The organism is Nonomuraea sp. NPDC049419, assembly GCF_040676995.1.
In the GTDB taxonomy this organism is placed as follows: Bacteria; Actinomycetota; Actinomycetes; order Streptosporangiales; family Streptosporangiaceae; genus Nonomuraea; species Nonomuraea salmonea.
In genome coordinates this window covers 147,487-171,579 of sequence record NZ_JBFAQB010000003.1, presented here as the reverse complement: position 1 = coordinate 171,579, position 24,093 = coordinate 147,487, and the positions used below count along the sequence as shown (strand labels likewise).

The window sequence follows — 24,093 nt, the reverse complement described above, 5'->3', positions numbered from 1 at the left end:
GCACGGTGGGAGGGCGATCCCACCGCGAGCACGGGGCCCCGTAACTTACGGCCGGGTCGCCTTCGAGCGACTGCCGCAGCTACGGGGCTCCGTGCTTACAATCCGACGCAAGAACGGAGCGCAACATGAAGGTCGCTGTTCTTGGCGCCGGCGCCATCGGCGCGTACGTGGGGGCCGCCCTCCACAGGGCGGGAGTCGAGGTGCACCTCATCGCGAGAGGCGCGCACCTCGAGGCGATACGCCGTGCCGGTGTGCGGGTGCTCACCCCCAGGGGCGACTTCACCGCCCATCCCCATGCCACCGACGACCCCGCCGAGGTCGGCCCGGTGGACCACGTCTTCCTGGGCCTCAAGGCGAACAGCTACGCCGCCGCCGGCCCCATGATCCGGCCGCTCCTGCACGAGACGACCAGCATCATCGCCGCGCAGAACGGCATCCCGTGGTGGTACTTCCACGGGCTCAAGGGCCCGTACGAGGGCTACCGCATCGAGAGCGTCGATCCCGGCGGCGCGGTGACGGCCGCGCTGCCCCTGCACCGCGCCATCGGCTGCGTGGTCTACGCCGCGACGGAGATCGAGGAGCCCGGCGTGATCCGCCACCTGGAGGGCACCCGCTTCTCCATCGGCGAGCCCGACGGCCGGCTGTCGGAGCGCTGCCTCGCCTTCAGCGGGGCCGCCGTCGAGGGCGGGCTGAAGTGCCCGGTCGAGCGCGACCTGCGCAGGGACGTGTGGATCAAGCTGATGGGCAACATCGCCTTCAACCCGATCAGCGCGCTGGCCCGCGCGACGATGGCCGGCATCTGCCGCCACGACGGCGCCAGGGAGCTGGTCGTCGCCATGATGCGGGAGACCGTGGAGGTGGCCCGCCGGGTGGGCTGCGATCCGGGGATCTCGATCGAGCGCCGCCTGCGCGGGGCGGAGAAGGCGGGCGAGCACAAGACGTCCACGCTCCAGGACCTGGAGAAGGGCAAGCCGCTGGAGCTCGACGTGCTGCTCGCGGCGGTGGTCGAGCTGGCCGATCTGACCGGGGCGGAGGTGCCGACGCTGAGGGCGATCCACGCGGTGAGCGACCTGCTGAACGCGAACCTTGTCCGTGCGGTATAGCCCGGAATACCGTAGATTGTATACTGAATGGAGGGATCATGAGCTATGACCGCCTGACCCATCCACTGGTACGCGAGAACGGCGTGCTGCGCAAGGCGTCGTGGGAGGAGGCGCTGGAGCGAGCCGCGGAGGGCTTCCGCCGCAACATAGAACGACACGGGCCCGACAGCTTCGCGATGCTGTCGTGCGCCCGCTCCACCAACGAGATGAACTACGTCGGGCAGAAGTTCACCCGGGTGGTCGTCGGGACCAACAACGTGGACTCCTGCAACCGCACCTGCCACGCCCCCAGCGTGGCCGGCCTGTCGGCGGTGTTCGGCAGCGGTGGCGGCACCTCCTCCTACCAGGAGGTGGAGGACACCGACGTGATAGTGATGTGGGGTTCTGCGGCCAGAAACGCCCACCCCATCTTCTTCCAGCACGTGCTCAAGGGCATCCACAACGGCGCCAAGATGTTCGCCGTCGATCCGCGCCGCACCGGCACCGCCCAGTGGGCCGACCTCTGGCTCGGGCTCAACGTCGGCACCGACATCCCCCTCGCGCACGCGGTCGCCCGCGAGATCATCCACGCGGGGCTGCACAACGAGGCGTTCATCGAGCGGGCCACCGTGGGCTTCGAGGAGTTCAAGGAGTCCGTCGAGCCCTGGACGCTGTCGGCGGCCGAGCAGGTGACCGGCGTGCCGGCCGCGGCGATCCGCGAGCTGGCCCACGCCTACGCCCGCGCCGACCGCGCCCAGCTCTGCTGGACGCTCGGCATCACCGAGCACCACAACGCGACCGACAACGTCCGGGCGCTGATCAACCTGGCCCTGCTCACCGGCCACGTCGGCCGCTACGGCTCCGGCCTGTCGCCGCTGCGCGGCCAGAACAACGTGCAGGGCGGCGGTGACATGGGCGCCATCCCCAACCGCCTGCCCGGCTTCCAGGACATCCTCGACCCCGGCATCAGGCAGCGCTTCGAGAGCGTCTGGGGCCGCGCCATCCAGCCGCGCTACGGCTACAACCTCACCGAGATGCTGGAGGCGATGGGCGAGGGCAAGCTCACCACCTGCTACATGATCGGCGAGAACCCGGTGCAGTCCGAGGCCGACTCGCTCTCCTGCATCAAGCGCCTGTCCATGCTCGATCACCTGGTCGTCCAGGACATCTTCCTCACCAAGACCGCGCAGATGGCCGACGTGGTGCTGCCGGCCAGCGCCGCCTGGTGCGAGGCCGACGGCACGTTCACCAACAGCGAGCGCCGGGTCCAGCGGGTGCGCAAGGCCCTGGAGCCGCCGGGCGAGGCCCGCGACGACATCTGGATCGTCTGCGAGATCGCCCGCAGGCTCGGCCACGACTGGCACTACGACGGCGCCGAGGAGGTCTGGAACGAGCTGCGCTCACTGTCGCCCCAGCACGCCGGCATGTCCTACCAGCGGCTGGCCGAGTTGCAGGGCATCCAGTGGCCCTGCCCGTCGGAGGACTCCCTGGAGCCGCCCTACCTGCACGGCCGGCTGTGGGAGAGCGACCCGGTCAAGCGGGGCACGCCGGCGCCCTTCGCCGTGCTGCGCCACTCGCCGCCGGTGGACCTGGTGGACGAGGAGTACCCGCTGCGGCTGACGACCGGGCGGCGGCTCGACTCCTACAACACGGGCGTGCAGTCCTCCGGGTTCGCCTCGCCGCTGCGCCGCGGCGAGACGATCGAGCTGTGCCCCGAGGACGCCGAGAGGCTCGGCGTCGTGGCCGGCGAGGAGGTGCGGATCACCTCGCGGCGGGCCTCCGTGGTCGCGCCCGTCCACATCGACCCGGGGCTGAGACCCGGGCTGGTGTTCATGACCTTCCATTTCCCCGACGAGGTCGACACCAACTCCCTGACGATCGAGGCCACGGACCCGATCTCGGGGACGGCGGAGTTCAAAGCGGCCGCGGTCAGGGTCGAGAAGCTCGTCAAGGCCGGGTGACCACATGGATCTGAGATTCCGCGACGCCAAACCCACCGACGAGGAGCGCGCGGCGGTCGACGACCTGCTCGGCCCGCCCGCCTCCGCGTGGACCGGCGGCAGCCGTACCGACGCCGACCTGCGCATGGCCGTCCGCGCCGAGGAGGCGCGCGACCAGCTGCTGCCCGCGCTGCACGCGGTCAACGACCGCGTCGGGTGGATCAGCGAGGGCGCGCTCGACTACATCTGCCGCCGGCTCAACGTGCCGCCGTCCGAGGCGTACGGGGTGGCCACGTTCTACTCGCTGCTCTCCGTCGAGGAGCGGCCCAAGCGGGTGCTGCACGTCTGCACCGACCTGGCCTGCCAGGCCAAGGGCTCCAAGGACGTGTGCGACCGCGTACGCGAGCGCTTCGGCCCGCCCGGCAAGGACTGGCAGGAGAGCCCCTGCCTCGGCCTGTGCGAGCGGGCCCCCGCCGCGCTCGCCCTGGAGGCCGGCGTGCCGCACCGGGCCGAGGTGTACGCCCCCGCCACCCCCGACACGATCACCACCATCACCGGCACCGCACCGGGCACCAACGGCCACGCGCCCGCCGTGCACGTCGCCGGCGAGACCCCCGTCAAGGAGGCCGTGCCGCAGTCCGGCGACCCCGGCCTGGTGCTGCTGCGCCGCATCGGGCAGGTCGATCCGGCCAGCCTCGACGACTACCGGGCGGCCGGCGGCTACACCGCGCTGCGCCGCGCCTTCGAGCTCGGGCCGGCCGGGGTGATCCGCGAAGTGCTGGAGTCGGGCCTGGTCGGCAGGGGCGGCGCCGCCTTCCCCACCGGCCGCAAGTGGGAGGCCACCGCCCGCCAGCCCGACCACCCCCACTACCTCGTGTGCAACGCCGACGAGAGCGAGCCGGGCACGTTCAAGGACCGGGTCGTGATGGAGGGCGACCCGTACGCGCTCATCGAGGCGATGACCGTCGCCGCGTACGCCACCGGCTGCAGCAAGGGCTACCTCTACATCAGGGGCGAGTACCCGAGGGCGACCGCGCGGCTCCAGCACGCCATCGCCACCGCCCGCTCCCGCGGGCTGCTCGGCGACGACATCCTCGGCAAGGGGCTGTCGTTCGACATCGAGCTGCGCAGGGGCGCGGGGGCGTACATCTGCGGCGAGGAGACCGCGATCTTCAACTCCATCGAGGGGCGGCGCGGCGAGCCGCGCAGCAAACCGCCCTTCCCCGTCGAGAAGGGGCTGTTCGGCAAGCCGACCGTGGTCAACAACGTCGAGACGCTGGTCAACGTGCTGCCGGTCCTGGAGCGCGGCGCGCAGGCGTACGCGGCGGCCGAGCCCAAGCTGTTCTGCGTCTCCGGCGCGGTCGAGCGGCCCGGCGTGTACGAGCTGACCTTCGGCGCCACCCTGCGCGAGCTGCTCGACCTGGCCGGCACCACCGGCACCACCAGGGCCGTGCTGCTCGGCGGCGCCGCCGGGGCGTTCGTCACCGACCTCGACATCCCGCTCACCTTCGAGGGCACCAGGAACGCCGGCGCCACCCTCGGCTCCGGCGTGGTGCTCGTCATCGACGACTCCGTCGACCTCAAGGCGCTGCTGCTGCGCATCGCGGAGTTCTTCCGCGACGAGTCCTGCGGGCAGTGCGTGCCGTGCCGGGTCGGCACCGTACGGCAGGAGGAGGCCCTGCACCGCCTCACCCGCCGCGTCGATCCGAACGAGCCGCGCCGGGACGACGACCCCGACCTGGTGCTGCTGCGCGAGGTCGGGCAGACCATGCGCGACGCCTCCATCTGCGGCCTCGGGCAGACCGCCTGGAACGCCGTCGAATCGGCCATCGACCGTCTGGGAGTGTTCAAATGATCCCGCTCCAGCCGCCCCGCCGGCTCATCGACGTCGAGATCGACGGCGAGACCGTACGGGTGCCGGAGGGCTCCACGATCCTCGACGCCTGCCAGGCGGCGGGCAAGGACGTCCCCACCCTCTGCTACGGCGACACGCTCACCCCGAAGAACGCCTGCCGGGTCTGCGTCGTGGAGGTGGAGGGCGCCAGGACGCTGGCGCCCGCCTGCTCCAGGAAGGCCGAGCCGAACATGAAGGTCGGCACCGACACCGAGCGGGCCCGCCAGAGCCGCAAAGTCGTGCTCGAACTGCTCGGCTCGTCGGTCGACCTGTCCACCACGCCGCGCGCCGCCGAATGGACCGAGGAGTACGGCGCCGACCCCGCCAGGTTCGGCGACGAGGCCGCCACGGTCGAGCAGCCCGCCAAGGTGGACAACGACCTCTACGTCCGCGACTACAGCAAATGCATCCTCTGCTACAAGTGCGTGGACGCCTGCGGCGACCAGTGGCAGAACTCCTTCGCCATCTCCGTCGCCGGGCGCGGCTTCGACGCCGAGATCTCCACCGAGTTCGACGCCCCGCTCACCGACTCGGCCTGCGTCTACTGCGGCAACTGCGTCGAGGTCTGCCCCACCGGGGCGCTGTCGTTCAAGACCGAGTACGACATGCGCGCCGACGGCACCTGGGACGAGTCCCGCCAGGCCGAGACCACCACCGTCTGCAGCTACTGCGGCGTCGGCTGCAACCTCACCCTGCATGTCCAGGACAACAAGATCGTCAAGGTGACCTCGCCGCACGACAATCCCGTCACGAAGGGCAACCTCTGCGTCAAGGGACGCTTCGGGTACGGGTATGTCTAGAGTCACCGTCAAGAAGCGCATCCTGCGGGTGAAGGACGCCGCCCGCGTACGCAAGGTCGACGCGCTGGCCGCCGAGGAGCCGCTGGAGATCCGGCTCAACGGCACCCCGCTGACCGTCACCATGCGCACGCCGGGCGACGACTTCGACCTGGCGGCCGGGTTCCTCGTCAGCGAGGGGGCCGTCGGGTCGCCGGGCGACATCTCCACCATCCGCTACTGCGCCGGGGCCACCGTCGAAGGGCAGAACACCTACAACGTCCTCGACGTGCGGCTCGCGCCCGGCGTGCCCGAGCCTGAGCCGCGCAACTTCTACACCACCTCCTCGTGCGGCGTCTGCGGGAAGGCGTCGCTGGAGGCCGTACGCACAGTGGCTCGCTGGAACGCGGGAGATGACCCGGTCGAGCTGGCGCAGTCGACTGTCGCTGCCCTGCCGGACCGGCTGCGCGCCGCCCAGCGGGTCTTCGACAGGACCGGGGGCCTGCACGCGGCCGGCCTGTTCACGGCCGACGGTGAGCCGCTGTGCGTACGCGAGGACGTCGGCCGGCACAACGCCGTCGACAAGCTGCTCGGCTGGGCGCTGCGCGAAGGGCGGCTGCCGCTGCGCGGCACCGTCCTCATGGTGTCGGGGCGGGCGTCGTTCGAGCTGGTGCAGAAGGCCGTCATGGGCGGGATACCGGTGCTCGCCGCGGTCTCGGCGCCGTCCTCGCTCGCCGTCGAGCTGGCCGCCGACGAGGGACTGACGCTCATCGGGTTCCTGCGCGGGAACTCGATGAACGTCTACACGGGTGAACGCCGGCTGAGCGCCCGTGCAAGCGTCACCTCGGGCGCCGGCAACGGCTCTGCCGACGCACGATCACCGAGGTGATGACGGGATGCCGACGGCACGCGCCGGGCCCCCAGCGCGTGCCGTCCGGCATCCCCCTGTCTAATTGCCGCACTCCGTGCGGCCGGCTCGGTCGCCCCTGACGCCGCCGCCTTCCCCAAGGGACCGCACGCCGTGCGGTGGGGAAGTCGCGGGATAGCGCCAGCCCGGTCGTCTCCCCCTGAAGCGTCCCGACTCGGGGGATTTTGACAACCATTTTCATTTTGGCGCATACTGACTCACATGATGTCAGGATTTTCCCGGTCGTGGACTGTCGGCCTGCTGGCCACAGCCGCGCTGCTCACCACCACTGCATGCGGTTCCGGCACGGCGGACACCTCCGCCGGGGCCGAGGCCGGCAAGCCCGAAGTGATCGCCGCCTTCTACCCGCTGCAGTGGCTGAGCGAGCAGGTCGGAGGATCCGACACCCAGGTGAGCGTGCTGACCGCCCCCGGCGTCGAGCCGCACGACCTGGAGCTGGGCATCCAGCAGGTCACCCAGCTGAAGAACGCCGCACTCACCGTCTACATCAAGGGCATCCAGCCCGCCGTGGACGACGCCGTCGATCCTGAGAAGAGTTTCGACGCCGCCACGGCGGTCCAGACGATCCCCGCCGGTGAGCACGCGGAAGAGGAGGAAGGCGAGGAGGCCCACGAGCACGAGGTCGCGTACGACCCGCACATCTGGCTCGACCCCGCCCGCCTGGCCACCGTCGCCACCAAGCTCGGCGAGCGGCTCGCCACCGCCGACCCCGCGCACGCCCAGGGCTACAAGGACCGCGCCGCCAAGACGGCCGCCACGCTGGGCGCCCTCGACCAGGAGTTCGCCAAGGGCCTCGGCACGTGCAGGACCAAGACGATGGTGACGGCGCACGAGGCGTTCGGCTACCTGGCCGACCGCTACCAGCTGAAGCAGGTCGGCATCACGCTCGACCCCGAGACCGAGCCCTCCCCCACCCGCCTGTCGGAGGTCGGCAAGCTGGCCAAGGCAGAGGGCGTCACCACCATCTTCACCGAGTCCCTGGTCAGCCCTAAGGTGGCCGAGGTGCTGGCGAGCCAGGTCGGCGCCAAGACCGCGGTGCTCGACCCGCTGGAGAGCAAGCCCTCGGGCGACTACGTCTCAGCCATGCGCGATAACCTCAAAACCCTACAAACAGCACTGGGGTGTATGTCATGACTGAAACGGCCTTCGCGATGACCGGCGGCCGGGTCACCTTCGATGGCAAGCCCGTCCTTCGAGGGATCGACCTGACCGTCCGTCCCGGGGAGGTCGTGGCCCTGCTCGGCGCCAACGGCTCGGGCAAGTCGACGCTGGTCCGCGCGCTGCTCGGCCTCACGCCGCTGACCGGCGGCACGACCTTGATGTACGGCGCCCCGCCGGCCAGGTTCCGCGACTGGTGGCGCATCGGCTACGTGCCGCAGCGCCTCCAGGTGGGCGGCGGCGTGCCCGCGACCGTCCGCGAGGTGGTCGCCTCCGGCCGCGTTGCCAGGCAGCGCCGGCTGCGCAGGACCAGCGCGGCCGACAGGGCGGCCGTGGCGAGCGCCCTTGAGGCCGTGCGCCTGGCCGACCGGGCCGGCGACCCCGTCCAGTCGCTGTCGGGGGGCCAGCAGCAGCGGGTGCTCATCGCCCGCGCGCTGGCCGGGGAGCCCGACACGTACGTGATGGACGAGCCCACCGCCGGCGTGGACGCCGACACCCAGCAGCTGCTCGCCGACACCCTGGGCGGGCTGGTCCGCGAGGGCAAGACGGTCGTCCTGGTGGCCCACGAGCTGGGCCCGCTGGAGCCGATCATCACGCGCGGCGTGGTGATCCGCGAGGGCCGCGTCGCCCACGACGGGCCGCCGCCCCGGCCCGAGGGCGAGTGCGCGCGGCCGGGACACGAGCACCAGCACCCGCACGCCGCCGAACCCGTCGGCGGCCCGCTGACCGGGTGGCAAGGGGAACCAAGGTGATCTTCGAACTTCTGCAGGAACAGCTCTTCCAGCTCGCGCTCATCGCGGCGCTGCTGGTCGGGCTCTGCGCGCCCGCCGTCGGCACGTTCATCGTGCAGCGCAGGCTGGCGCTGCTCGGCGACGGCGTCGGCCACATCGCGCTGACCGGCGTCGCGCTGGGATTCCTGACCGGCAGCGCGCCCGTGCTCACCGCCGTTCTCGTGTCCATCGCCGGCGCCGTGGCCATCGAGCTGGTCAGGGCGCGCGGGCGCACCAGCGGCGACGTGGCGCTGGCGCTGATGTTCTACGGCGGCATCGCGGGCGGCGTCATGCTCATGGCCATCGCGCCCGGCGGCAGCAACGCCAAGCTCAACTCCTACCTGTTCGGCGCCATCGCCAGCGTCACCGTCGAGGACATCTGGGTCGTCGCCGCGCTCGCCGTGACCGTGCTCGCGGTCGTCCTGATCTTCGGCAGGGAGCTGTTCGTGCTCTGCCAGGACGAGGAGATGGCCAAGGCCAGCGGCCTGCCCGTACGGTTCCTGAGCCTGCTCATCGCCGTCACCGCCGCGCTCACCGTGGTCATCGCCATGCGCGTGGTCGGCCTGCTGCTCGTCAGCGCCCTCATGGTGATCCCCGTGGCCACCAGCCAGCAGCTCACCCGCGGGTTCCGTACCACGATGGGGCTGGCCATGCTGTTCGGGGTGCTCGCCTCCGTGGGCGGCCTGCTCGCCTCCACCTACTCCGCCAAGGTGCCGCCGGGGGCCGCGATCGTGCTTCTTGCGCTCGCCGGCTTCGTCCTGGCGCTCGGGGTCGGTAAATTCGTACGTCGAGGGCGTACCCAGGAGTCGACATTGAGCGAGCGGCCAAAGCTGCGCATCGAGGAGGTCGCATGACGACGAGACGCGATGCCGTGCACGACACCCTGCGCAGGAGCGAAGGGTTCCGCAGCGCGCAGGACGTCTATGCCGAGATGCGCCTGCACGGCGCCAAGATCGGGCTTACCACCGTCTACCGCGCGCTCCAGGCGCTGGCCGACGGCGGCCAGGTCGACGTGCTGCGGACCGACGACGGCGAGTCCGTCTACCGCGCCTGCGCCACCGACACCCACCACCACCATCTGGTGTGCCGCCGCTGCGGGCGCACGGTCGAGGTGGCGGGGCCCGCCGTCGAGCGGTGGGCGGAGATGGTGGGCAGCGAGCACGGCTTCACCGAGATCACGCACACGGTCGAGGTGTTCGGCACCTGCGCTGGCTGCTCGACGGCGGTCAGGTCGAGCTGACCGGCCCCGCGCCTGGCTCCTCGGCCGCCCGCGCCGGCACCGCGTCCGGTTCCCTTACCTCGTCCGCACCCGGCTGCCCGGCCGCTTGGCCCGGTTCCCCAGCCTGCTCGGGTGACGGGGTGCGGCGGGAGCCGTACAAGACACCCAGCACGATCACCGCGCACCCGGCGAGCTGCAGCATCGACGGCCGCTCGCCCAGCGCGAGCGCGCCGATCGCCACCGTCGTCATGGGCTGGATGAGCAGCAGCAGCGCGGTCAGCGCGGCGGGCTGGCGCGGCAGCGAGTACGTGATCAGCGACCACCCCAGCACCTGCGGCCCCAGCGCGAGCAGCAGCAGCCACCAGTGACCCGGCCAGGTGGGCACCAGGTCGGCGCCGCCGAACATGGGGCTCAGCAGCGCCATGACGACGGTGGCCACCACGGTGGCGTGCGCCAGCGGCCCGGCCGCCCGATCGGGCCCGCCGCCCTTCATCAGCAGCAGGAACACGGCGTACGACACGGACGTCGCCAGCCCCGCCAGCACCCCCTTGAGCGGGTCGCTGCCGTAGGCGGCGCTGTCGAACACCCCGGAGATCAGCACGACGCCGGCGAAGACGACCGGTGTCCCGAGCATGAGGCGGGTGGACGGCCGCTCACCGAACAGCCCCCACGCCGCGAACGCCACCAGGAACACCTGCAGGTTGCCCAGCACGGTCGCCAGGCCCGCGCCGACGTAGTCGATCGCGTGGTGCCAGAACAGCAGGTCGAACGCGAACGCCACGCCCGCCGCCCACGCCGCAGGCAACGCCCTGCGCGGCAGGGGACCCAGCCTGCGCCGTTCGCGCCAGGCGAGGAACAGCAGCGGAGGTACGGCGTACGCGCAGCGGAACACCGCCGAGGTGGCGGGCGACACCTCGGACAGCCGGACCAAGGGGGCCGAGGTGGAGATGATGAGCGCTCCGGCGATCGCGATCAGCACGATACGGCGATGTGCGCTCACCGAAACCCCCGAAGTCCCGTATAGGAGATACGCTGCGACCACGCTAGAACCCGGCGCGGACAGGAGTCAACATGCCGTTTGGCCATGACATGGTGCATGCATTGGCCACCGTCGTCGAGCTGGTCAACACCTCGCCTTCCACCGGAGGCGACGAAGGACTGGCCGGCCTGGACGACCTCCAGGCGTTCGTGGAGTCACGCGAGGTCAGCGGCATCGACAAGATCACCGCCCGCGATCTCGGCCAGGTCCGCGTGGTGCGGGAGGCGTTCCACCGCGTCTTCACCGCCCCCGACCAGCCCACGGCCGTACGCACCCTCAACGCCCTGCTCGCCGAGACCCGCATCACGCCCCGCCTCACCGAGCACGACGGCCACCCGCTGCACGTCCACTACTTCGCCGCCGACGCCAGCCTCGCCGAACACGTGGCCGCCGACTGCGGCGTCGCCCTGGCGCACCTGCTGGTCGAGGGCGAGGCCGAACGCCTGCGCACCTGCTCGGCCCCCGACTGCGACCGCGTCTTCGTCGACGAGTCCCGCAACCGCTCCCGCGTCTACTGCGACAGCCGCACCTGCGGCAACCGCATGCACGTAGCCGCCTACCGCGCCCGCCGCCGCGCCTGAGAAGACGTTCGCCCCGGATCTCGCTCCCCCCTCGTTCGCGCACGTCATCTGGGATAGCTGGCCGCGTGCGCACCGTTCACATCGAAGCGAAGCCCGACCACCTTCTGCGCCTCGCACGTCAGAAGGACCCTGTGGGCGCCGTGGCCGAGATGATCTGGAACGCGCTGGACGCCGAGGCCGGTCATGTCAGCGTGGACATCGAGGTCAACGAGCTCAACGGGTGGAATCGGTCAGCGTCACCGACGACGGCCACGGCATGCCCATTGCTTCGTGCGCGGGCTTCTTCGGCGGTCTGGGCGGCTCGTGGAAGACCACGGCCAAGCTCTCACCCCACCTGAAGCGCGGCCTGCACGGACGGAGCGGCCAGGGGAGGCTGCGCGCGTTCGCACTGGGCGAGCAGGTTCGCTGGGTGACCGTCGCGGAGGCCGCCGACGGCCGGATTGAGCGCACGGTCATCACCGGAGCGGTCGACCGGCCCGCCGACTTCGACATCTCCGATGCGGAGCAGGTCGACGGCCCGAGCAGCACCCGAGTCGAGGCCTCAGTCCCTGTGGATTTCGTCAATCTCGCGCCGTCTCCCGGGCGCGACCCAGAGCAAGAGGACCACGCTGCGGCTGCTGAGAGAGATCATCTCGCACGACCCCAGCGGGCTGTACGCGGTGCTGAAACGGCACCTGCAGGAGCTGGGCCGTGTCCCCGGCCCGGGAGGGCTTAGCCCTGTGCTCCGTGAGGACGGCAGGAAAGGCATCATCGACCTGCTGCTCGGACGCGCCCATCGCGGCAGCGTGGGCAGGGAGCACCTCGTCGTGGAGCTCAAGGCGCCAAAAGTCAGGATCGGGCAGACGGAGGTCTCCGCCGCGTGCACGGAGAGGTCGCACCCGAGGCCGCAGTGCGCTAAGGCGACCATTCCTCCGTGCCGCTCGCCTCAGGGTGAGCTGAGGCGGGATCCACCGATGGCGAGGGTCAGACCGGGTTGGGGAGGGCGCCGCCGTAGCGGCGGTCGCGTTTGGCGAAGATTTCGCAGGCTTCCCACAGGTCTCGGCGGTCGAAGTCGGGCCAGAGGCGGTCGAGGAAGACCATCTCGGCGTAGGCCGACTGCCAGAGCAGGAAATTGGAGAAGCGCTGCTCGCCCGATGACCGTACGAACAGATCGACCGGCGGGATCTCCGGCTCGTCGAGGTAGCGGGCGAAGACCTTCTCGTTGACCTTGCCGGGCTTGACGCGGCCGGCGGCGATGTCGGCGGCCAGCTTCAGTGCCGCGTCGACGATCTCGGCCTGCCCGCCGTAATTGACACAGAATTGCAATGTGAGCTTGCGGTTGGCCGTCGTCATCTCCTCGGCGGTCTGCAGCTCGGAGATGACGCTCTTCCACAGCCGGCCGGGGCGGCCGGCCCACCGTACGCGTACGCCCATGGCGTGCAGCTCGTCGCGCCGCCGCCTGATGACGTCGCGGTTGAAGCCCATGAGGAAGCGCACCTCGTCGGGCGAGCGCTTCCAGTTCTCGGTGGAGAACGCGTAGGCGCTCAGGTAGGGGATGCCCAGCTCAAGGGCCCCTTCGATGACGTCGAAGAGCGAGGATTCGCCCGCCTTGTGGCCTTCGGTGCGGGGCAGGCCACGGGCCTTGGCCCAGCGGCCGTTGCCGTCCATGACGATGGCGACGTGCTGGGGCACCAGCTCTCGCGGAATGGGCGGCGGGGTCGCCCCCGACGGGTGCGGGGACGGTGGTCGTACGTTCACGCGGGCTCCCTTTCGACGTGTCGGAGAGAGCGTATTCCGTGTTCGAGGTGCCATTGCAGGTAGGCGGCGACCAGGCCGCTGCACTCGCTGCGATGGCGCGACTCCGAAGCGTCGGCGGTGGCCCAGTCGCCGCGCAGCAGCGCCGTCATGAGCCCGATGGTCTCACCGGCGGGCACCGCGGCGCCGGCCGGCTTGCAGGCTCCGCACACCACGCCACCTGCGACGATGGCGAATGCCCTGATCGCGGGCGCCTGGCATTTGGCGCACGCGTCGAGGGCGGGCGCGTAGCCGGCCACGGCCAGGGAGCGCAGGAAGTAGGCGTCGAGCACCAGCCGGGCCTCGTGGCCGCGGTCGGCGAGGGTGCGCAGCCCGCCCACGAGCAGCAGGAACTGCCGCAGCGCCGGCTCCTTCTCCCCCTGCGTCAGCCGGTCGGCGGTCTCGAGCATCGCGCTGCCGGCGGTGTAGCGGGGGTAGTCGACGGCCAGCGCCTCTCCGTAGGGTCTGATCGTCTCCGCCTGGGTGATGACGTCGAGCGTGCGACCGGTGTGAAGCTGCAGGTCGACGTGCGTGAACGGCTCCAGCCTTGCCCCGAAGCGTGAGGTCGTGCGACGGACCCCCTTCGCCACCGCGCGGATCTTGCCGGTGCGCTTGGCCAGGATGGTGACGATGCGGTCGGCCTCACCGAGCTTCTGAGTGCGCAGAACCACGCCTTCGTCACGGTAGAGACTCACTCGCACATCTTACGGCCGACCTGTATACCGACGGACGAGACGTTACGGTCATGCTCTGGTGACGCGACTTTGCGTCACTCTCACTAGACTTTGACGCCTGTCCCCGCATTACCCGTTGTTCAACCCCCCGCTACCGCCTCGAAAGGGAGTCATGACCCGCGTGGTCCTGCTGGGTGCTTCGCCCGGCCCCGACATCTCTCCGACCGGCCTGAGGCTGGCCGCGCTGCCCGGTAATCCCACCGTCGCCGAGCGCCTGCGCGGCCAGCTCACATCAATGGACCCGCGTTTCGCGACGGTCCAGACGGGCGATGTGGCCGCCGCTCTGCGCGCCGTGGCCGACGTCGCCGAGTCAGCAACGGAGAGCCTGTTCCTCATCCCGGAGAACTCTGTCGTCCACGACGAGCTGATCTACCAGATCACCAAGTCCAAGCGCGGTGCGCTGGCGCTCGTCGCGAAAGAGCCGCGTACGGGGGTGACGGAGGACAACGGCCAGGAGGAGACCGGGCCGGAGGAGCCCGGAACCGAGGACGAAGGTCCCGGAGACCGCATCCCCATCGACGAGGCCGAGCCGGAGATCGGGCTCAACCGCGTCGAAGGGCTGCCGGTGCGGGTGCGCATCGGCAAGTCGCGCGTGGTCTCTGTCGGCACCGCCAACCACGCGGTGACCAGGCCCAACGGCGTGGTGCTCGGCCCGCTGCACATCAGCGCGCGCAACGCGCCGGTGCTCGCCCGCACGTGCCGCGAGCTCGCCGACATGGCCCACCGCTTCGGTGACGACGACGACCTGATGCAGCTCATCGTCTTCGGCCTCGTACGCAACGGCGTGTCGGTCGGCATCCGCGGCCGCCGCGACCTGTTCTACCGCCGGGTCACCACCCAGGAGGAGATCAACGAGGCCGGCGCCGAGATGGCCGGCATGGACGAAGACCGCTCCAGGCTCAACAACGCGGTCAAGGGCGCCGACGGCTTTTTCACCACGTACTTCGTCTCCACCTACTCCCGCTACATCGCCCGCTGGGCCGCCCGGCGCGGCCTGACCCCCAACCAGGTCACGCTGATCTCCATCACCCTCGGCGTGGCGGCCGCCGCCTGTTTCGCGACCGGCGACCGGCCCTGGATGGTGGCGGGCGGCGTGCTGATCTACTTCGCCTTCGTCTTCGACTGCGTCGACGGCCAGGTCGCCCGCTACGCCCGTAAGTTCGGCGTGCTCGGGGCGTGGCTGGACGCCACGTTCGACCGGTTCAAGGAATACGTCGTCTTCGCCGGCCTGGCCATCGGCTGGGTGGTCTCCGGCCACGGCGACGAGATCTGGATCCTCGCGCTCGCGGCGATCGGCCTGCAGTCCGTACGCCACCTGCTCGACTTCTCCTTCGGCGCCGCTCGCCGCCGCAAGCCGCCGTCCCCCCTCCCCTCGATCCCCCTCGACTCCCCCGACGACCGCGAGCTGCGGCAGGCGCTCACCACCCGTAAGGTGGAGCGGAGCCAGGGTGTCCGAGGCATGCTCAAGATGTGGACCAAGGCGGGCAAGTACCGCGCTGTCCACTGGGCGCGTAAGATGATCGTCTTCCCCATCGGCGAGCGTTTCGCGGCCATCGCGATCACCGCCGCCCTCTTCGACGCCCGGATCACCTTCATCACGCTGGTGATCTGGGGTTGCGTCGCCGCCGCCTACACCCTCACCGGACGCCTCATGAGGTCGCTCGTATGATCACCCACCCGCAGGCCATGGCCACCCCCACGCCGGATCCCGACGAGGAGCGCCGCCGCATCCAGACCGCCCGGCTCGTCGCCTATCGGGACGACGGCCCGCTCGCCCACGCCCTGTCCACCCGGATCGGGGCCGGCCTGCCACCCGTGCCCACCACGCTCGTCGCCCTGCTCGCCGTGGTCGCCATCACGGTCGCCGGGCTGCTGGAGCCTGGCCCCATCCTCCTGCTGCCCGTGGCCGTCGTGCTGCTGCTCGTGCTGCCCACGGCGTCGCGCGACCACCTGGGCCGCTTCGACTGGCTCACCCCGCCGCTGGTGCGCGGCGCCGAGTTCTTCACCATCATCGCGATCGGCCTGGCCGCGGACGCGCCGAAGTGGCTGCTGTTCGTGCTGGTCTACGTCGTCGGCTACCACACCTACGACACCGTCTACCGCACCCGGCAGAGCATCTGGCCGCCCGCCTGGGTCTTCCGCGCCGGTCTCGGCTGGGAGCTGCGGCTGGCCATCATCGGTGTCGGTGCGGCGTTCGGCGCGGTGACGCCGGTGCTCGCGGTGCTGACGGCGTACTTGTTCGTGCTGTTCGCCGTCGAGAGCGTGACGAGCTGGGTGCGCCTGGACAAGGCGTCCGCCCAGGCCAGTGCCGACGCTGAGCAGGACCTGGAGGCCTCCCCTGAAGACGCCCTCGAGCAGGCCACGGGAGAGGCGGAGAAGGGCTGACCCGACGCCCGACCGCAGCTCCCGCCGCGGCGTCGCACCCCACGGGTGCGGCGCCGCGGCTTTTTCCTGTCACGCGGGCCTTGCGGCCACTTAGGCTGGGTTGAGGAGCACCTCGGGCCTGGGAGAGGCGGATGGCGTTCTTGCCACGGCTGTTCAGGCGGCACGATCCGCTGGCCGAGCGGGAGGAGGCGCGCCGCCGCGGGATGCGGGACGCGCGCCTGCACCCTCTCGGCGAGTTCACCGACCCGGAGTTCCAGCCCGCGTACGTCTCCGAGGTCAGGGCTCAGGCCCGCGAGGAGGTCACGCTGGTGGACCGGCGGCTGGCGGCCACGCGTACGGCGCTGCTGGAGCGGGCGCTGGGCGAGCGGGAGACGATCCTGCGCGAGCTGGGCAGGACCGGCACCCGGCCGCCGCCGCCCAACGGGCACGCCCTGCCCGCGTCCGACGACCCCGACCCGTTCATCTCGATCGCCGAGGCCAGGGCGCGGCGGGAGGAGGCGCGGCGGCGCGCGGCCGTCGAGGAGTCGGACGCCGCCGTGCAGCGGGCCCGCGCCCGCATCGAGCACCTCACGCAGGAGTGGGAGAGCGCGCTGATCGAGCGGGACCACGAGGTGGAGGCGGTGCACGCCAGGGCCGAGCTGCTGATCGCGGCGTACAAGAGCGGCGTGTTACGCGCCCATCCGCGCAGGGAGGAGATCCCGTCCCTGTGGAAGGGCGAGGTCGTCGCCATGGCAGGGGCCGGGGAGGCGGCGGTGGCGGGGCGCGAGGAGATGGGGCGGATCCTGCGCGAGGTCGAGGAGCGCATCGAGGCCTGGCACGCCGAGGTCCTGCCCCCCGAGCTGGCTCCCCCGCCCGAGACCTCTGAGGACCGCGACTGATGGCGGGGGTGCGGAGAGGGGTGGCCGCGCTCAGCGGGCTGGTGCTGGCGGGTGGGGTGGTGGCGGGGTGCGGGACGGAGCCCCGCGCGGTGTGCGGGGCGATCGTGGACTCCACCACGTACGCCGACCCCGCCACGTCCAGGAACGACGTCACCTCGAAGCTCCCCGCCTTCGCCGGCGGGTGCGACTGGATCGGATTCGCGGCGGTGACCGGCAGCTCGGAGAGCAGCACCTGCCGCCAGGACCCGGTCTCCCTGGCGGCCACGCGGGCGGAGAACCCCAACGACAACCCGGTGGTGGAGGAGCGGGTCAGGCAGCACAGGATGCGGGAGGTGCTGCCGAGGGCGGTGGCGCTGTTCGACTGCCCGGCGGAGGGCGATGGCTCCGACGTGCTGGGCGCCCTCCGTTACCTGGTCAAGCAGCTCGACGCGCGGCGGCAGCCGGACCGGCCGCACCAGGTCATCGTGTTCAGCGACCTGATCGACAACCGGGGCGAGCTGGACGTCAACCGCCTGGACCTGAGTGAGGAAGGCCGCCGGCAGAAGATCAAGGAGTTGCGGGACAGCCGGCTACTGCCCGACATGTCCGGATACTCGGTGGTGGTGCACGGCTTCCTGCGCGCGAAGACGTCCAGCCCCGACCGGTTCCCGCTGCTGGAAGGGTTCTGGCGGGAGTCGTTCGAGGCGGCGGGCGTGACCACGGTCGACCTGCTGTGAGCCCGCGAGAGCGCTCTCCACACGTCAAGCCAGGGGCTTTTCACAAGGCAGTCAGGAACGGCGTGCTGATTGTTGACAGCGGGTAAGCCCAGCGTCCACACTGCGGAGAGAGCGCTCTCTCACGTCCCTCCGCACCCCCATGGGAGCGATGATGACCCGTGTGAACAGGCACAGGCGCCGCTTAGCGGCGGTCGCCGCGGCGCTGGCCGCACTCGGCGGCCTGCTCGTCCAGGTGGCCACCAGCGCGTCGGCCTCCGTCCCCGCCACCCCGTCCGGCTGGTCGCTGGTCTGGGCAGACGACTTCAACGGCCCGGCCAACACCCTCCCCTCCTCCAGCAACTGGATCATCGACACCGGCCACGGCTACCCGGGCGGCCCCGGCAACTGGGGAACGGGCGAGATCCAGCGCTACACCGACAGCACCGCCAACCTCAGCCTCGACGGCTCAGGCAACCTGCGCATCACCCCGCTGCGCAGCTCGTCGGGCGAGTGGACCTCGGCCCGCATCGAGACCAGGCGCGCCGACTTCAAGCCCGCCGACGGCCGCATCCTGCGCATCGAGAGCCGCCTGCAGATGCCGAACGTGACCGGTCAGGCCGCCCTCGGCTACTGGCCGGCGTTCTGGGCGCTCGGAGCGCCGTACCGGGGGAACTACTGGAACTGGCCGGCCATCGGCGAGTTCGACATCATGGAGAACGTCAACGGGCTCAACTCCGTGTGGGGAGTGCTCCACTGCGGCGTCAACCCCGGCGGCCCGTGCGAGGAGACCAACGGCCTGAGCGCCAGCCGCGCCTGCCCCGGCTCGACCTGCCAGTCGGCCTTCCACACCTTCCGCTTCGAGTGGGACCGCAGCGTCTCGCCCAACCAGCTCCGCTGGTACGTGGACGGCCAGCTGTTCCACAGCCTGAGCCAGTCCAGGTTCGACGCGACCACGTGGAACAACATGACCGGCCACGCCGGCTACTTCCTGCTGCTCAACGTGGCGATGGGCGGCGCGTTCCCGAACGCGCTCGGCGGCCAGACGCCGACCGCGGCCACCGTGCCGGGCCGGCCGATGGTGGTCGACTACGTGGCGGTCTGGCAGAGCGGTGGCGGCGGCACCGACCCGACCGACCCGCCGACCGACCCGCCCGGCGACGTCGACGCCCGCTCGACCATCCAGGCCGAGCGCTACTCGGCCCAGTCGGGCACCATCGTGGAGACCACCACCGACTCGGGCGGCGGCCAGAACGTCGGCGCCATCGCCAACGGCGACTGGCTGCGCTACGACGGCGTGACGTTCGGCTCGACGCCCGCCACCCAGTTCAAGGCCAGGGTGGCGTCGGGCGCGGCGGCGGGGGTGAGCGGGCTCGTCCAGGTCAGGCTGGACAGCCCCACGGCGCCGCCCATCGGTGACTTCGCCCTGGCCAACACCGGCGGCTGGCAGAGTTGGCGGACGATCCCCGCCAACATCTCGGGGGTGACGGGCACGCACACGGTGTACCTGACCTTCTCCTCCGGGCAGCCGGCCGACTTCGTCAACGTCAACTGGTTCACGTTCTCGACCTCCTGACCGCAGCCGCTGGGGCCCGGGAAGGGCCCCAGCGGCCGTCAGGCGGTGCGTCGGCGGGCGATGATCCGTTCTGCCCAGCTCGCCGCCTCCGGGTCCCGCAGCCCCTCCACGACGCCGCCCAGGTACGCCGTGGCCAGGCTGTCGAAGCCGCTGTCGAGCCGGCGTAACCGCCCGTCCCGCCGCCGCTCGGCCCCTTGCAGGTATTGGGCGATGCTCTCGGCGTAACTCGCGTCCCGCTGGTAGGCGGCCTGCGCGGCGGCGCACGCCTCGGCCTCGGCGTCGCGCTTGGCCCGCAGCTCCCACAGCCGCCGGTCGTTGGGGTTGTGCATGCGGCGGCCGAGGTCGGCGGCGATGAGCGCGGTGGCCACCAGCAGGGCCAGCAGCAGGATCATGGTGGGCAGCTGCCCGACGCCCTCCGAAGCAGGCCCGATCGGCTCGCCGTCCACGACCAGCGGCCGGACGAGCGCGTCGCGGCGCAGCACGGCGACGGCGACGATGAGGCCGAGCCACACGAGCGCGGCGAGGATGAGCAGCCAGCGGCCCTTGGCCGGGCTTCCGTGTTCCTGCCAGGAGCGGAACGCGCGGCCGTACATGTGCGGGGCCACCAGCATGATCAGGGCGGCGCCCGCGGCGAGCAGCGCGGTCATCGCGACGCTGTCGCCCCAGCTCAGGATGACCTGGTAGAGGATCGGCACCTCGACGATCAGCAGGAGCAGCAGCAGGAGCGCGGCGGGCAGCCAGCGGCGGACGACCGGCCAGCGGCTGCCGGAGATCGCGATCGAGCTGGGCCGGCCGTCGCCGGGGCGGCGGCTGGGCTGCTCCAGCTCGGCGACCTGGCGCCGGGTCTCGTCCAGGGCCTGCCTGGCCTCGCCGAAGGTCCGCTGCGACTCCGCGAGGCGGATCTTCTGCCCCTCGAACTCGGCCCGCGCCCGCTGGATCTCCTGCTCCGTGCGCTCCTCGATGGCGGCCAGCTCGGCCAGCCGCTCGTCCTCCAGCTCGTGGAAGCGCGGCACGCTGCCGGTCTGCAGGGTGAGCGTGTCGATCTGGCCGTCGGCGGCGTGGGCGCGGCCCAGCTCGCGCTCGGCGCGGCGGCGCTGCGCCCAGTCGGGCATGCGGTAGAGGTCGCCGTCGTACGCCACGGCGGGCGCGATGCGGGTGACCTCGTCGCCGGGCTGGTCGGGCACGCGGGAACCGGCGCGGCGGTTGCGGCGGATGGGACGCATCGGTCCTCCCCAGCGGGCACGAGGGGTGCTGACTTCGATGCTAAATCCCGGGCCCTCCGATGCCGTCGCTGATGGGCGAAATGGGGGAACAATGAGCCGCGTGAGCGAATTGCCGATCATCGACGTGTCCCCGCTCGTCACCGGAGGCCCCGCCAAGGAAGCCGGCAAGCAAGCGGGCAACGAAGCAGGCAACGAAGCAGGCAAGGAGGCCGTGGCCGAGGCGATCGGCGCGGCCTGCCGCGACAGCGGGTTCTTCTACATCCGCGGTCACGGCGTGCCCGCCGAGCTGATCGACCGGCTCGACGCCGCCGCCAGGCGCTTCTTCGCGCTGCCCGACGAGGTCAAGAACGAGATCGCGATGGAGCGCGGCGGCCGGGCCTGGCGCGGATTCTTCCCGGTCGGCGGCGAGCTGACCTCGGGCCGGCCCGACCTGAAGGAGGGCGTCTACTTCGGCGCCGAGGAGCCGCCAGGGCCGCGCCCGCTGCACGGCCCCAACCTGTTCCCCGCCCAGGTGCCCGAGCTGCGCGCGGCGGTGCTGGACTATTTGGACAGGATGACGGAGGTCGGACAGGCGGTCATGGCGGGCGTCGCGCTCAGCCTGGGGCTGGACGAGGGCTACTTCCGTACGGGCTACACGGCCGACCCGACCATCCTGTTCCGGATCTTCCACTACCCGCCCGGCCCGCCGGACGACCCCGACACGTGGGGCGTCGGCGAGCACACCGACTACGGCCTGCTCACCCTCCTCCTCCAGGACGCCAACGGCGGCCTCCAGGTGCACACGCGATCGGGCTGGGTGGAGGCGCCGCCGCTGGAGGGCACGTTCGTCTGCAACATCGGCGACATGCTCGACAAGCTCACCGGCGGCCGCTACCGCTCGACGCCGCACCGCGTGCGCAACCGCAGCGGCAACGAGCGGCTCAGCTTCCCGTTCTTCTTCGACCCCGGCTGGGACAGCGAGGTGCCGCCCCTGCCGTACGCGCCGGGCCGCCGCTGGGACGGCCAGGTCGACTTCACCGGCACGTACGGCGAGTACCTGCTGGCGAAGGTGTCGAAGGTCTTCCCCGAGCTGTTCGAGCGGCAGACCTAGGCCGACTCGCGCACGACGAGCCGGGCGGGCAGCACGACCGAGGTGGTGTGGCGGCCCTCCAGCCGCGACAGCAGCAGCCGGGCCAGCGCCAGGGCCTGGTCGGCGACCGGCACGCGGACGGTGGTGAGCGCGGGCGTGGTGGCCGAGGCGGCGTCGATGTCGTCGAAGCCCACCACCGCCACGTCGTCGGGCACCCGCCGTCCCGCCTCGCGCAGCGCCCGCATGGCGCCGATGGCGAGCTGGTCGGTGGCGGCGAAGACGGCGTCGAGCGCGGGGGCGTCGGCGAGCAGCCGCCGCATCGCGCCGGCGCCCGCGGACCTGGTGAGGTCGTCGGCGGGCGCCAGGTACGGCTGCAGGCCCGCCCGCTGCAGCGCCGCCCGGTGCCCTGCCAGCCGGTCCTGGACGGTCACCAGGTCCATCGGCCCGCACACCATGCCGACGCGCCGCCGTCCCCGCTCCAGCAGGTGCTCGGTGGCCGCCGCCGCGCCGCCCGCGTTGTCCACGTCCACGTACGGCACCAGCGACGCGATCTCCGGCTTGCCCAGCAGCACGACCGGCACCCCGGTGCGGGACAGCCGCTCGGCCAGCGCGTCGGCCCGGTCGGGCGGCAGCAGCACGACGCCGTCGGCCAGCCGCGCCTCCACGTGGGCGACGATGCGCCGGTGGCTTTCTGCGGTGTCGGCGAGCATGAGCGTGATCTGCTTGCCGGCGCCTTCGAGCAGGCTGGTGACGTATTGGACGACGGCGGCGGTCAGCGCGTCGCCGCCGCCCTGCCTGGGCACCGACAGCACGAGCGCGACCGCGTTGGTCCTGCGGGTGACGAGGCTGCGGGCGGCCAGGTTGGGCACGTAGCCGAGCTCGTTGACGGCCCGCATGACGGCGGTCCTGACCTCGGGGCTCACCGACGACTCGCCGTTGACGACGCGGGAGACGGTGGCCCGGGAGACGCCGGCGCGGGCGGCCACGGTCTCCAGGGTGGGGCGCTTGGGCGGGGTCTCGGCCAGGCCGTTGCGGCGTACGACGTCGCGGTACCACAGGGCGCTGTCCTTGAGCCGCCGCCGCTGGGTGGCGAAGTCGACGTGCACGAGGCCGAACTTGCGCTGGTAGCCGTCCACCCATTCGAGGTTGTCGAGCAGCGTCCAGGCGAGGTAGCCGCGTACGTTGGCGCCCGCGTCGAGCGCGGCGCGCAGGGCGCGCAGGTGCTCCTCGATGAAGCTGATGCGATCGACGTCGTGGATGCCGTCGCCGGTCACCACGTCGACGAAGTCGGCGCCGTTCTCGGTGATCATGAGTTCGAGCCCGGGGTACTCGCGGGTGAGCCGGCCCAGCAGCTGCGACAGGCAGCCGGGCACGATGGGCCAGCCCATGGCGGTCACGGCGGTGGGCACCGTGCAGAACAGCACGCCCTCGCTGCCCGGGTAGGCGGTGTCGGCGGGCTCGCTGGGCTGGGCCTGCACGACGAGCGGCGCGTAGTAGTTGACGCCGAGCAGGTCGATGGGCTGCCCGATGACCTCCAGGTCGCCGTCGTGGACGTGGCCGAGGCCGCCGTGCCGCTCGATGACCGGCAGCAGCTCCTCCGGGTACGCCCCGCGCAGCACGGGCTCCAGGAACTGCCGGTTGACCAGCGTGTCGATCCTGGCGACGGCCGCCGCGTCCTCCTCCGACGCCCGCCGTCCGGGATCGCTCACCTGGGCGGGCGTCATGACGGGCGAGATGTTGAGCACGATGCCCACCTCGGCGGCGCCCGCCTCGCGCAGCGCCCGCACGGCCAGGCCGTGGCCGAGCAGCATGTGGTGGGCGGCGGCGAACGCCTCGGCGGCCGAGGTGCGGCCGGGCGCGTGGATGCCGGCGCCGTAGCCGAGGAAGGCGGCCACCCACGGCTCGTTCAGCGTGAACCAGGTGCGCACCCGATCGCCCAGCCGCTGGTGCACGGCGGCGGCGTAGTCGGCGAAGCGCAGCGCCGTGTCACGCGACGGCCAGCCGCCGCGATCCTCCAGCGCCTGCGGCAGATCCCAGTGATAGAGCGTCGCGTACGGCTTGATGCCGGCGCCGACCAGCTCGTCCACCAGCCGGTCGTAGAAGTCCAGCCCGGCCGCGTTGGGCTTGCCGCCGCCGTCGGGGAAGATCCGCGGCCAGCTCATCGAGAACCGGTAGGAGCCGAGACCCAGCTCCCGCATCAACCGGACGTCCTCCGGATAGCGGTGGTAGTGGTCGCACGTCTCCACCCGGTCCACGGAGAAGGTGTCCCAGATCGACGGGCCGCGGCCGTCGATGTTCGTGGCCCCCTCGATCTGGAAGGCCGAAGTCGACACTCCCCACTCGAAGCCCTCGGGGAAACTTGCGGTGCTCATTTCT

The 24,093-nt window shown here is 71.5% G+C and carries 22 protein-coding genes; 17 read left to right on the top strand and 5 right to left on the bottom strand.

Features of this window, described 5'->3' with window-relative positions; genetic code table 11:
* Nucleotides 1-125 precede the first annotated feature (125 nt).
* The 9 genes from AB0K12_RS10910 (at nucleotide 126) to AB0K12_RS10870 (ending at nucleotide 9,788) form a co-directional block, all read left to right on the top strand.
* Nucleotides 126-1,103: a 2-dehydropantoate 2-reductase gene (locus tag AB0K12_RS10910; RefSeq protein ID WP_364558212.1), complete on the top strand. Its 978-nt coding sequence runs from the start codon at nucleotides 126-128 to the stop codon at nucleotides 1,101-1,103.
* A gap of 38 nt (nucleotides 1,104-1,141) precedes the next feature.
* Nucleotides 1,142-3,043: a molybdopterin-dependent oxidoreductase gene (locus AB0K12_RS10905; protein WP_364558209.1), complete on the top strand. Its 1,902-nt coding sequence runs from the start codon at nucleotides 1,142-1,144 to the stop codon at nucleotides 3,041-3,043.
* A gap of 4 nt (nucleotides 3,044-3,047) precedes the next feature.
* Entirely contained in the window at nucleotides 3,048-4,877 is a 1,830-nt protein-coding gene (locus tag AB0K12_RS10900) for an NAD(P)H-dependent oxidoreductase subunit E (protein ID WP_364558207.1), read from the top strand.
* Nucleotides 4,874-5,716 (top strand): 2Fe-2S iron-sulfur cluster-binding protein, encoded by an 843-nt coding sequence (locus tag AB0K12_RS10895; protein WP_345399306.1) that lies wholly within the window; start codon nucleotides 4,874-4,876, stop codon nucleotides 5,714-5,716. The genes AB0K12_RS10900 and AB0K12_RS10895 overlap by 4 nt, the downstream gene beginning before the upstream one ends.
* Nucleotides 5,709-6,581, top strand: a complete 873-nt coding sequence (fdhD, locus tag AB0K12_RS10890) for a formate dehydrogenase accessory sulfurtransferase FdhD (protein ID WP_364558204.1) — start codon at nucleotides 5,709-5,711, stop codon at nucleotides 6,579-6,581. The genes AB0K12_RS10895 and fdhD overlap by 8 nt, the downstream gene beginning before the upstream one ends.
* Before the next feature lie 240 nt (nucleotides 6,582-6,821).
* On the top strand, nucleotides 6,822-7,754 hold the full coding sequence (locus tag AB0K12_RS10885; protein WP_364558202.1) for a metal ABC transporter substrate-binding protein: 933 nt from the start codon (nucleotides 6,822-6,824) through the stop codon (nucleotides 7,752-7,754).
* Nucleotides 7,751-8,530 carry a metal ABC transporter ATP-binding protein gene (locus AB0K12_RS10880; RefSeq protein WP_364558199.1) on the top strand — a complete coding sequence of 260 codons (780 nt, stop codon included), beginning with the start codon at nucleotides 7,751-7,753 and terminating at the stop codon, nucleotides 8,528-8,530. The genes AB0K12_RS10885 and AB0K12_RS10880 overlap by 4 nt, the downstream gene beginning before the upstream one ends.
* On the top strand, nucleotides 8,530-9,402 hold the full coding sequence (locus tag AB0K12_RS10875; RefSeq protein ID WP_364559815.1) for a metal ABC transporter permease: 873 nt from the start codon (nucleotides 8,530-8,532) through the stop codon (nucleotides 9,400-9,402). Before AB0K12_RS10880 ends, AB0K12_RS10875 begins: the two co-directional genes overlap by 1 nt.
* On the top strand, nucleotides 9,399-9,788 hold the full coding sequence (locus AB0K12_RS10870) for a transcriptional repressor (protein ID WP_345399302.1): 390 nt from the start codon (nucleotides 9,399-9,401) through the stop codon (nucleotides 9,786-9,788). Before AB0K12_RS10875 ends, AB0K12_RS10870 begins: the two co-directional genes overlap by 4 nt.
* Here the strand turns inward: AB0K12_RS10870 and AB0K12_RS10865 are convergent.
* Nucleotides 9,775-10,746: a DMT family transporter gene (locus AB0K12_RS10865; RefSeq protein WP_364558196.1), complete on the bottom strand. Its 972-nt coding sequence runs from the start codon at nucleotides 10,744-10,746 to the stop codon at nucleotides 9,775-9,777. The genes AB0K12_RS10870 and AB0K12_RS10865 overlap by 14 nt on opposite strands.
* Before the next feature lie 92 nt (nucleotides 10,747-10,838).
* On the opposite strand from AB0K12_RS10865, the gene AB0K12_RS10860 reads away from it, so the two are divergent.
* Nucleotides 10,839-11,387, top strand: a complete 549-nt coding sequence (locus AB0K12_RS10860) for a CGNR zinc finger domain-containing protein (RefSeq protein WP_364558193.1) — start codon at nucleotides 10,839-10,841, stop codon at nucleotides 11,385-11,387.
* A gap of 220 nt (nucleotides 11,388-11,607) precedes the next feature.
* Complete coding sequence (locus AB0K12_RS10855; RefSeq protein WP_364558190.1) at nucleotides 11,608-12,102, top strand: hypothetical protein; 495 nt, start codon at nucleotides 11,608-11,610, stop codon at nucleotides 12,100-12,102.
* A 248-nt stretch (nucleotides 12,103-12,350) separates the two neighbouring features.
* On the opposite strand, the gene AB0K12_RS10850 is transcribed toward AB0K12_RS10855, so the two are convergent.
* Nucleotides 12,351-13,178 (bottom strand): isoprenyl transferase, encoded by an 828-nt coding sequence (locus AB0K12_RS10850; RefSeq protein WP_364558187.1) that lies wholly within the window; start codon nucleotides 13,176-13,178, stop codon nucleotides 12,351-12,353.
* Nucleotides 13,121-13,855, bottom strand: a complete 735-nt coding sequence (gene recO, locus AB0K12_RS10845) for a DNA repair protein RecO (RefSeq protein WP_364558184.1) — start codon at nucleotides 13,853-13,855, stop codon at nucleotides 13,121-13,123. Before recO ends, AB0K12_RS10850 begins: the two co-directional genes overlap by 58 nt.
* 151 nt (nucleotides 13,856-14,006) lie before the next feature.
* Here recO and AB0K12_RS10840 point away from each other — a divergent pair, with 151 nt between their 5' ends.
* The 5 genes from AB0K12_RS10840 (at nucleotide 14,007) to AB0K12_RS10820 (ending at nucleotide 19,425) form a co-directional block, all read left to right on the top strand.
* Complete coding sequence (locus tag AB0K12_RS10840) at nucleotides 14,007-15,563, top strand: CDP-alcohol phosphatidyltransferase family protein (protein WP_364558181.1); 1,557 nt, start codon at nucleotides 14,007-14,009, stop codon at nucleotides 15,561-15,563.
* Nucleotides 15,560-16,279, top strand: a complete 720-nt coding sequence (locus AB0K12_RS10835) for a DUF5941 domain-containing protein (protein ID WP_364558178.1) — start codon at nucleotides 15,560-15,562, stop codon at nucleotides 16,277-16,279. Before AB0K12_RS10840 ends, AB0K12_RS10835 begins: the two co-directional genes overlap by 4 nt.
* A 131-nt stretch (nucleotides 16,280-16,410) precedes the next feature.
* Nucleotides 16,411-17,157: a hypothetical protein gene (locus AB0K12_RS10830; protein ID WP_364558176.1), complete on the top strand. Its 747-nt coding sequence runs from the start codon at nucleotides 16,411-16,413 to the stop codon at nucleotides 17,155-17,157.
* Entirely contained in the window at nucleotides 17,157-17,873 is a 717-nt protein-coding gene (locus tag AB0K12_RS10825) for a vWA domain-containing protein (RefSeq protein WP_364558173.1), read from the top strand. The genes AB0K12_RS10830 and AB0K12_RS10825 overlap by 1 nt, the downstream gene beginning before the upstream one ends.
* Nucleotides 17,874-18,024: 151 nt before the next feature.
* Complete coding sequence (locus AB0K12_RS10820; RefSeq protein ID WP_364559813.1) at nucleotides 18,025-19,425, top strand: glycoside hydrolase family 16 protein; 1,401 nt, start codon at nucleotides 18,025-18,027, stop codon at nucleotides 19,423-19,425.
* A gap of 38 nt (nucleotides 19,426-19,463) precedes the next feature.
* Here AB0K12_RS10820 and AB0K12_RS10815 read toward each other — a convergent pair whose 3' ends face one another.
* Entirely contained in the window at nucleotides 19,464-20,648 is a 1,185-nt protein-coding gene (locus AB0K12_RS10815) for a hypothetical protein (RefSeq protein WP_364558171.1), read from the bottom strand.
* A 100-nt stretch (nucleotides 20,649-20,748) separates the two neighbouring features.
* Here AB0K12_RS10815 and AB0K12_RS10810 point away from each other — a divergent pair, with 100 nt between their 5' ends.
* Nucleotides 20,749-21,738 carry a 2-oxoglutarate and iron-dependent oxygenase domain-containing protein gene (locus AB0K12_RS10810; RefSeq protein ID WP_364558169.1) on the top strand — a complete coding sequence of 330 codons (990 nt, stop codon included), beginning with the start codon at nucleotides 20,749-20,751 and terminating at the stop codon, nucleotides 21,736-21,738.
* Here the strand turns inward: AB0K12_RS10810 and AB0K12_RS10805 are convergent.
* A complete protein-coding gene (locus AB0K12_RS10805; RefSeq protein WP_364558166.1) occupies nucleotides 21,735-24,089 on the bottom strand; it encodes a GH1 family beta-glucosidase in 2,355 nt (784 codons plus the stop codon). The two genes, AB0K12_RS10810 and AB0K12_RS10805, sit on opposite strands and share 4 nt — an antisense overlap.
* Nucleotides 24,090-24,093 lie beyond the last annotated feature (4 nt).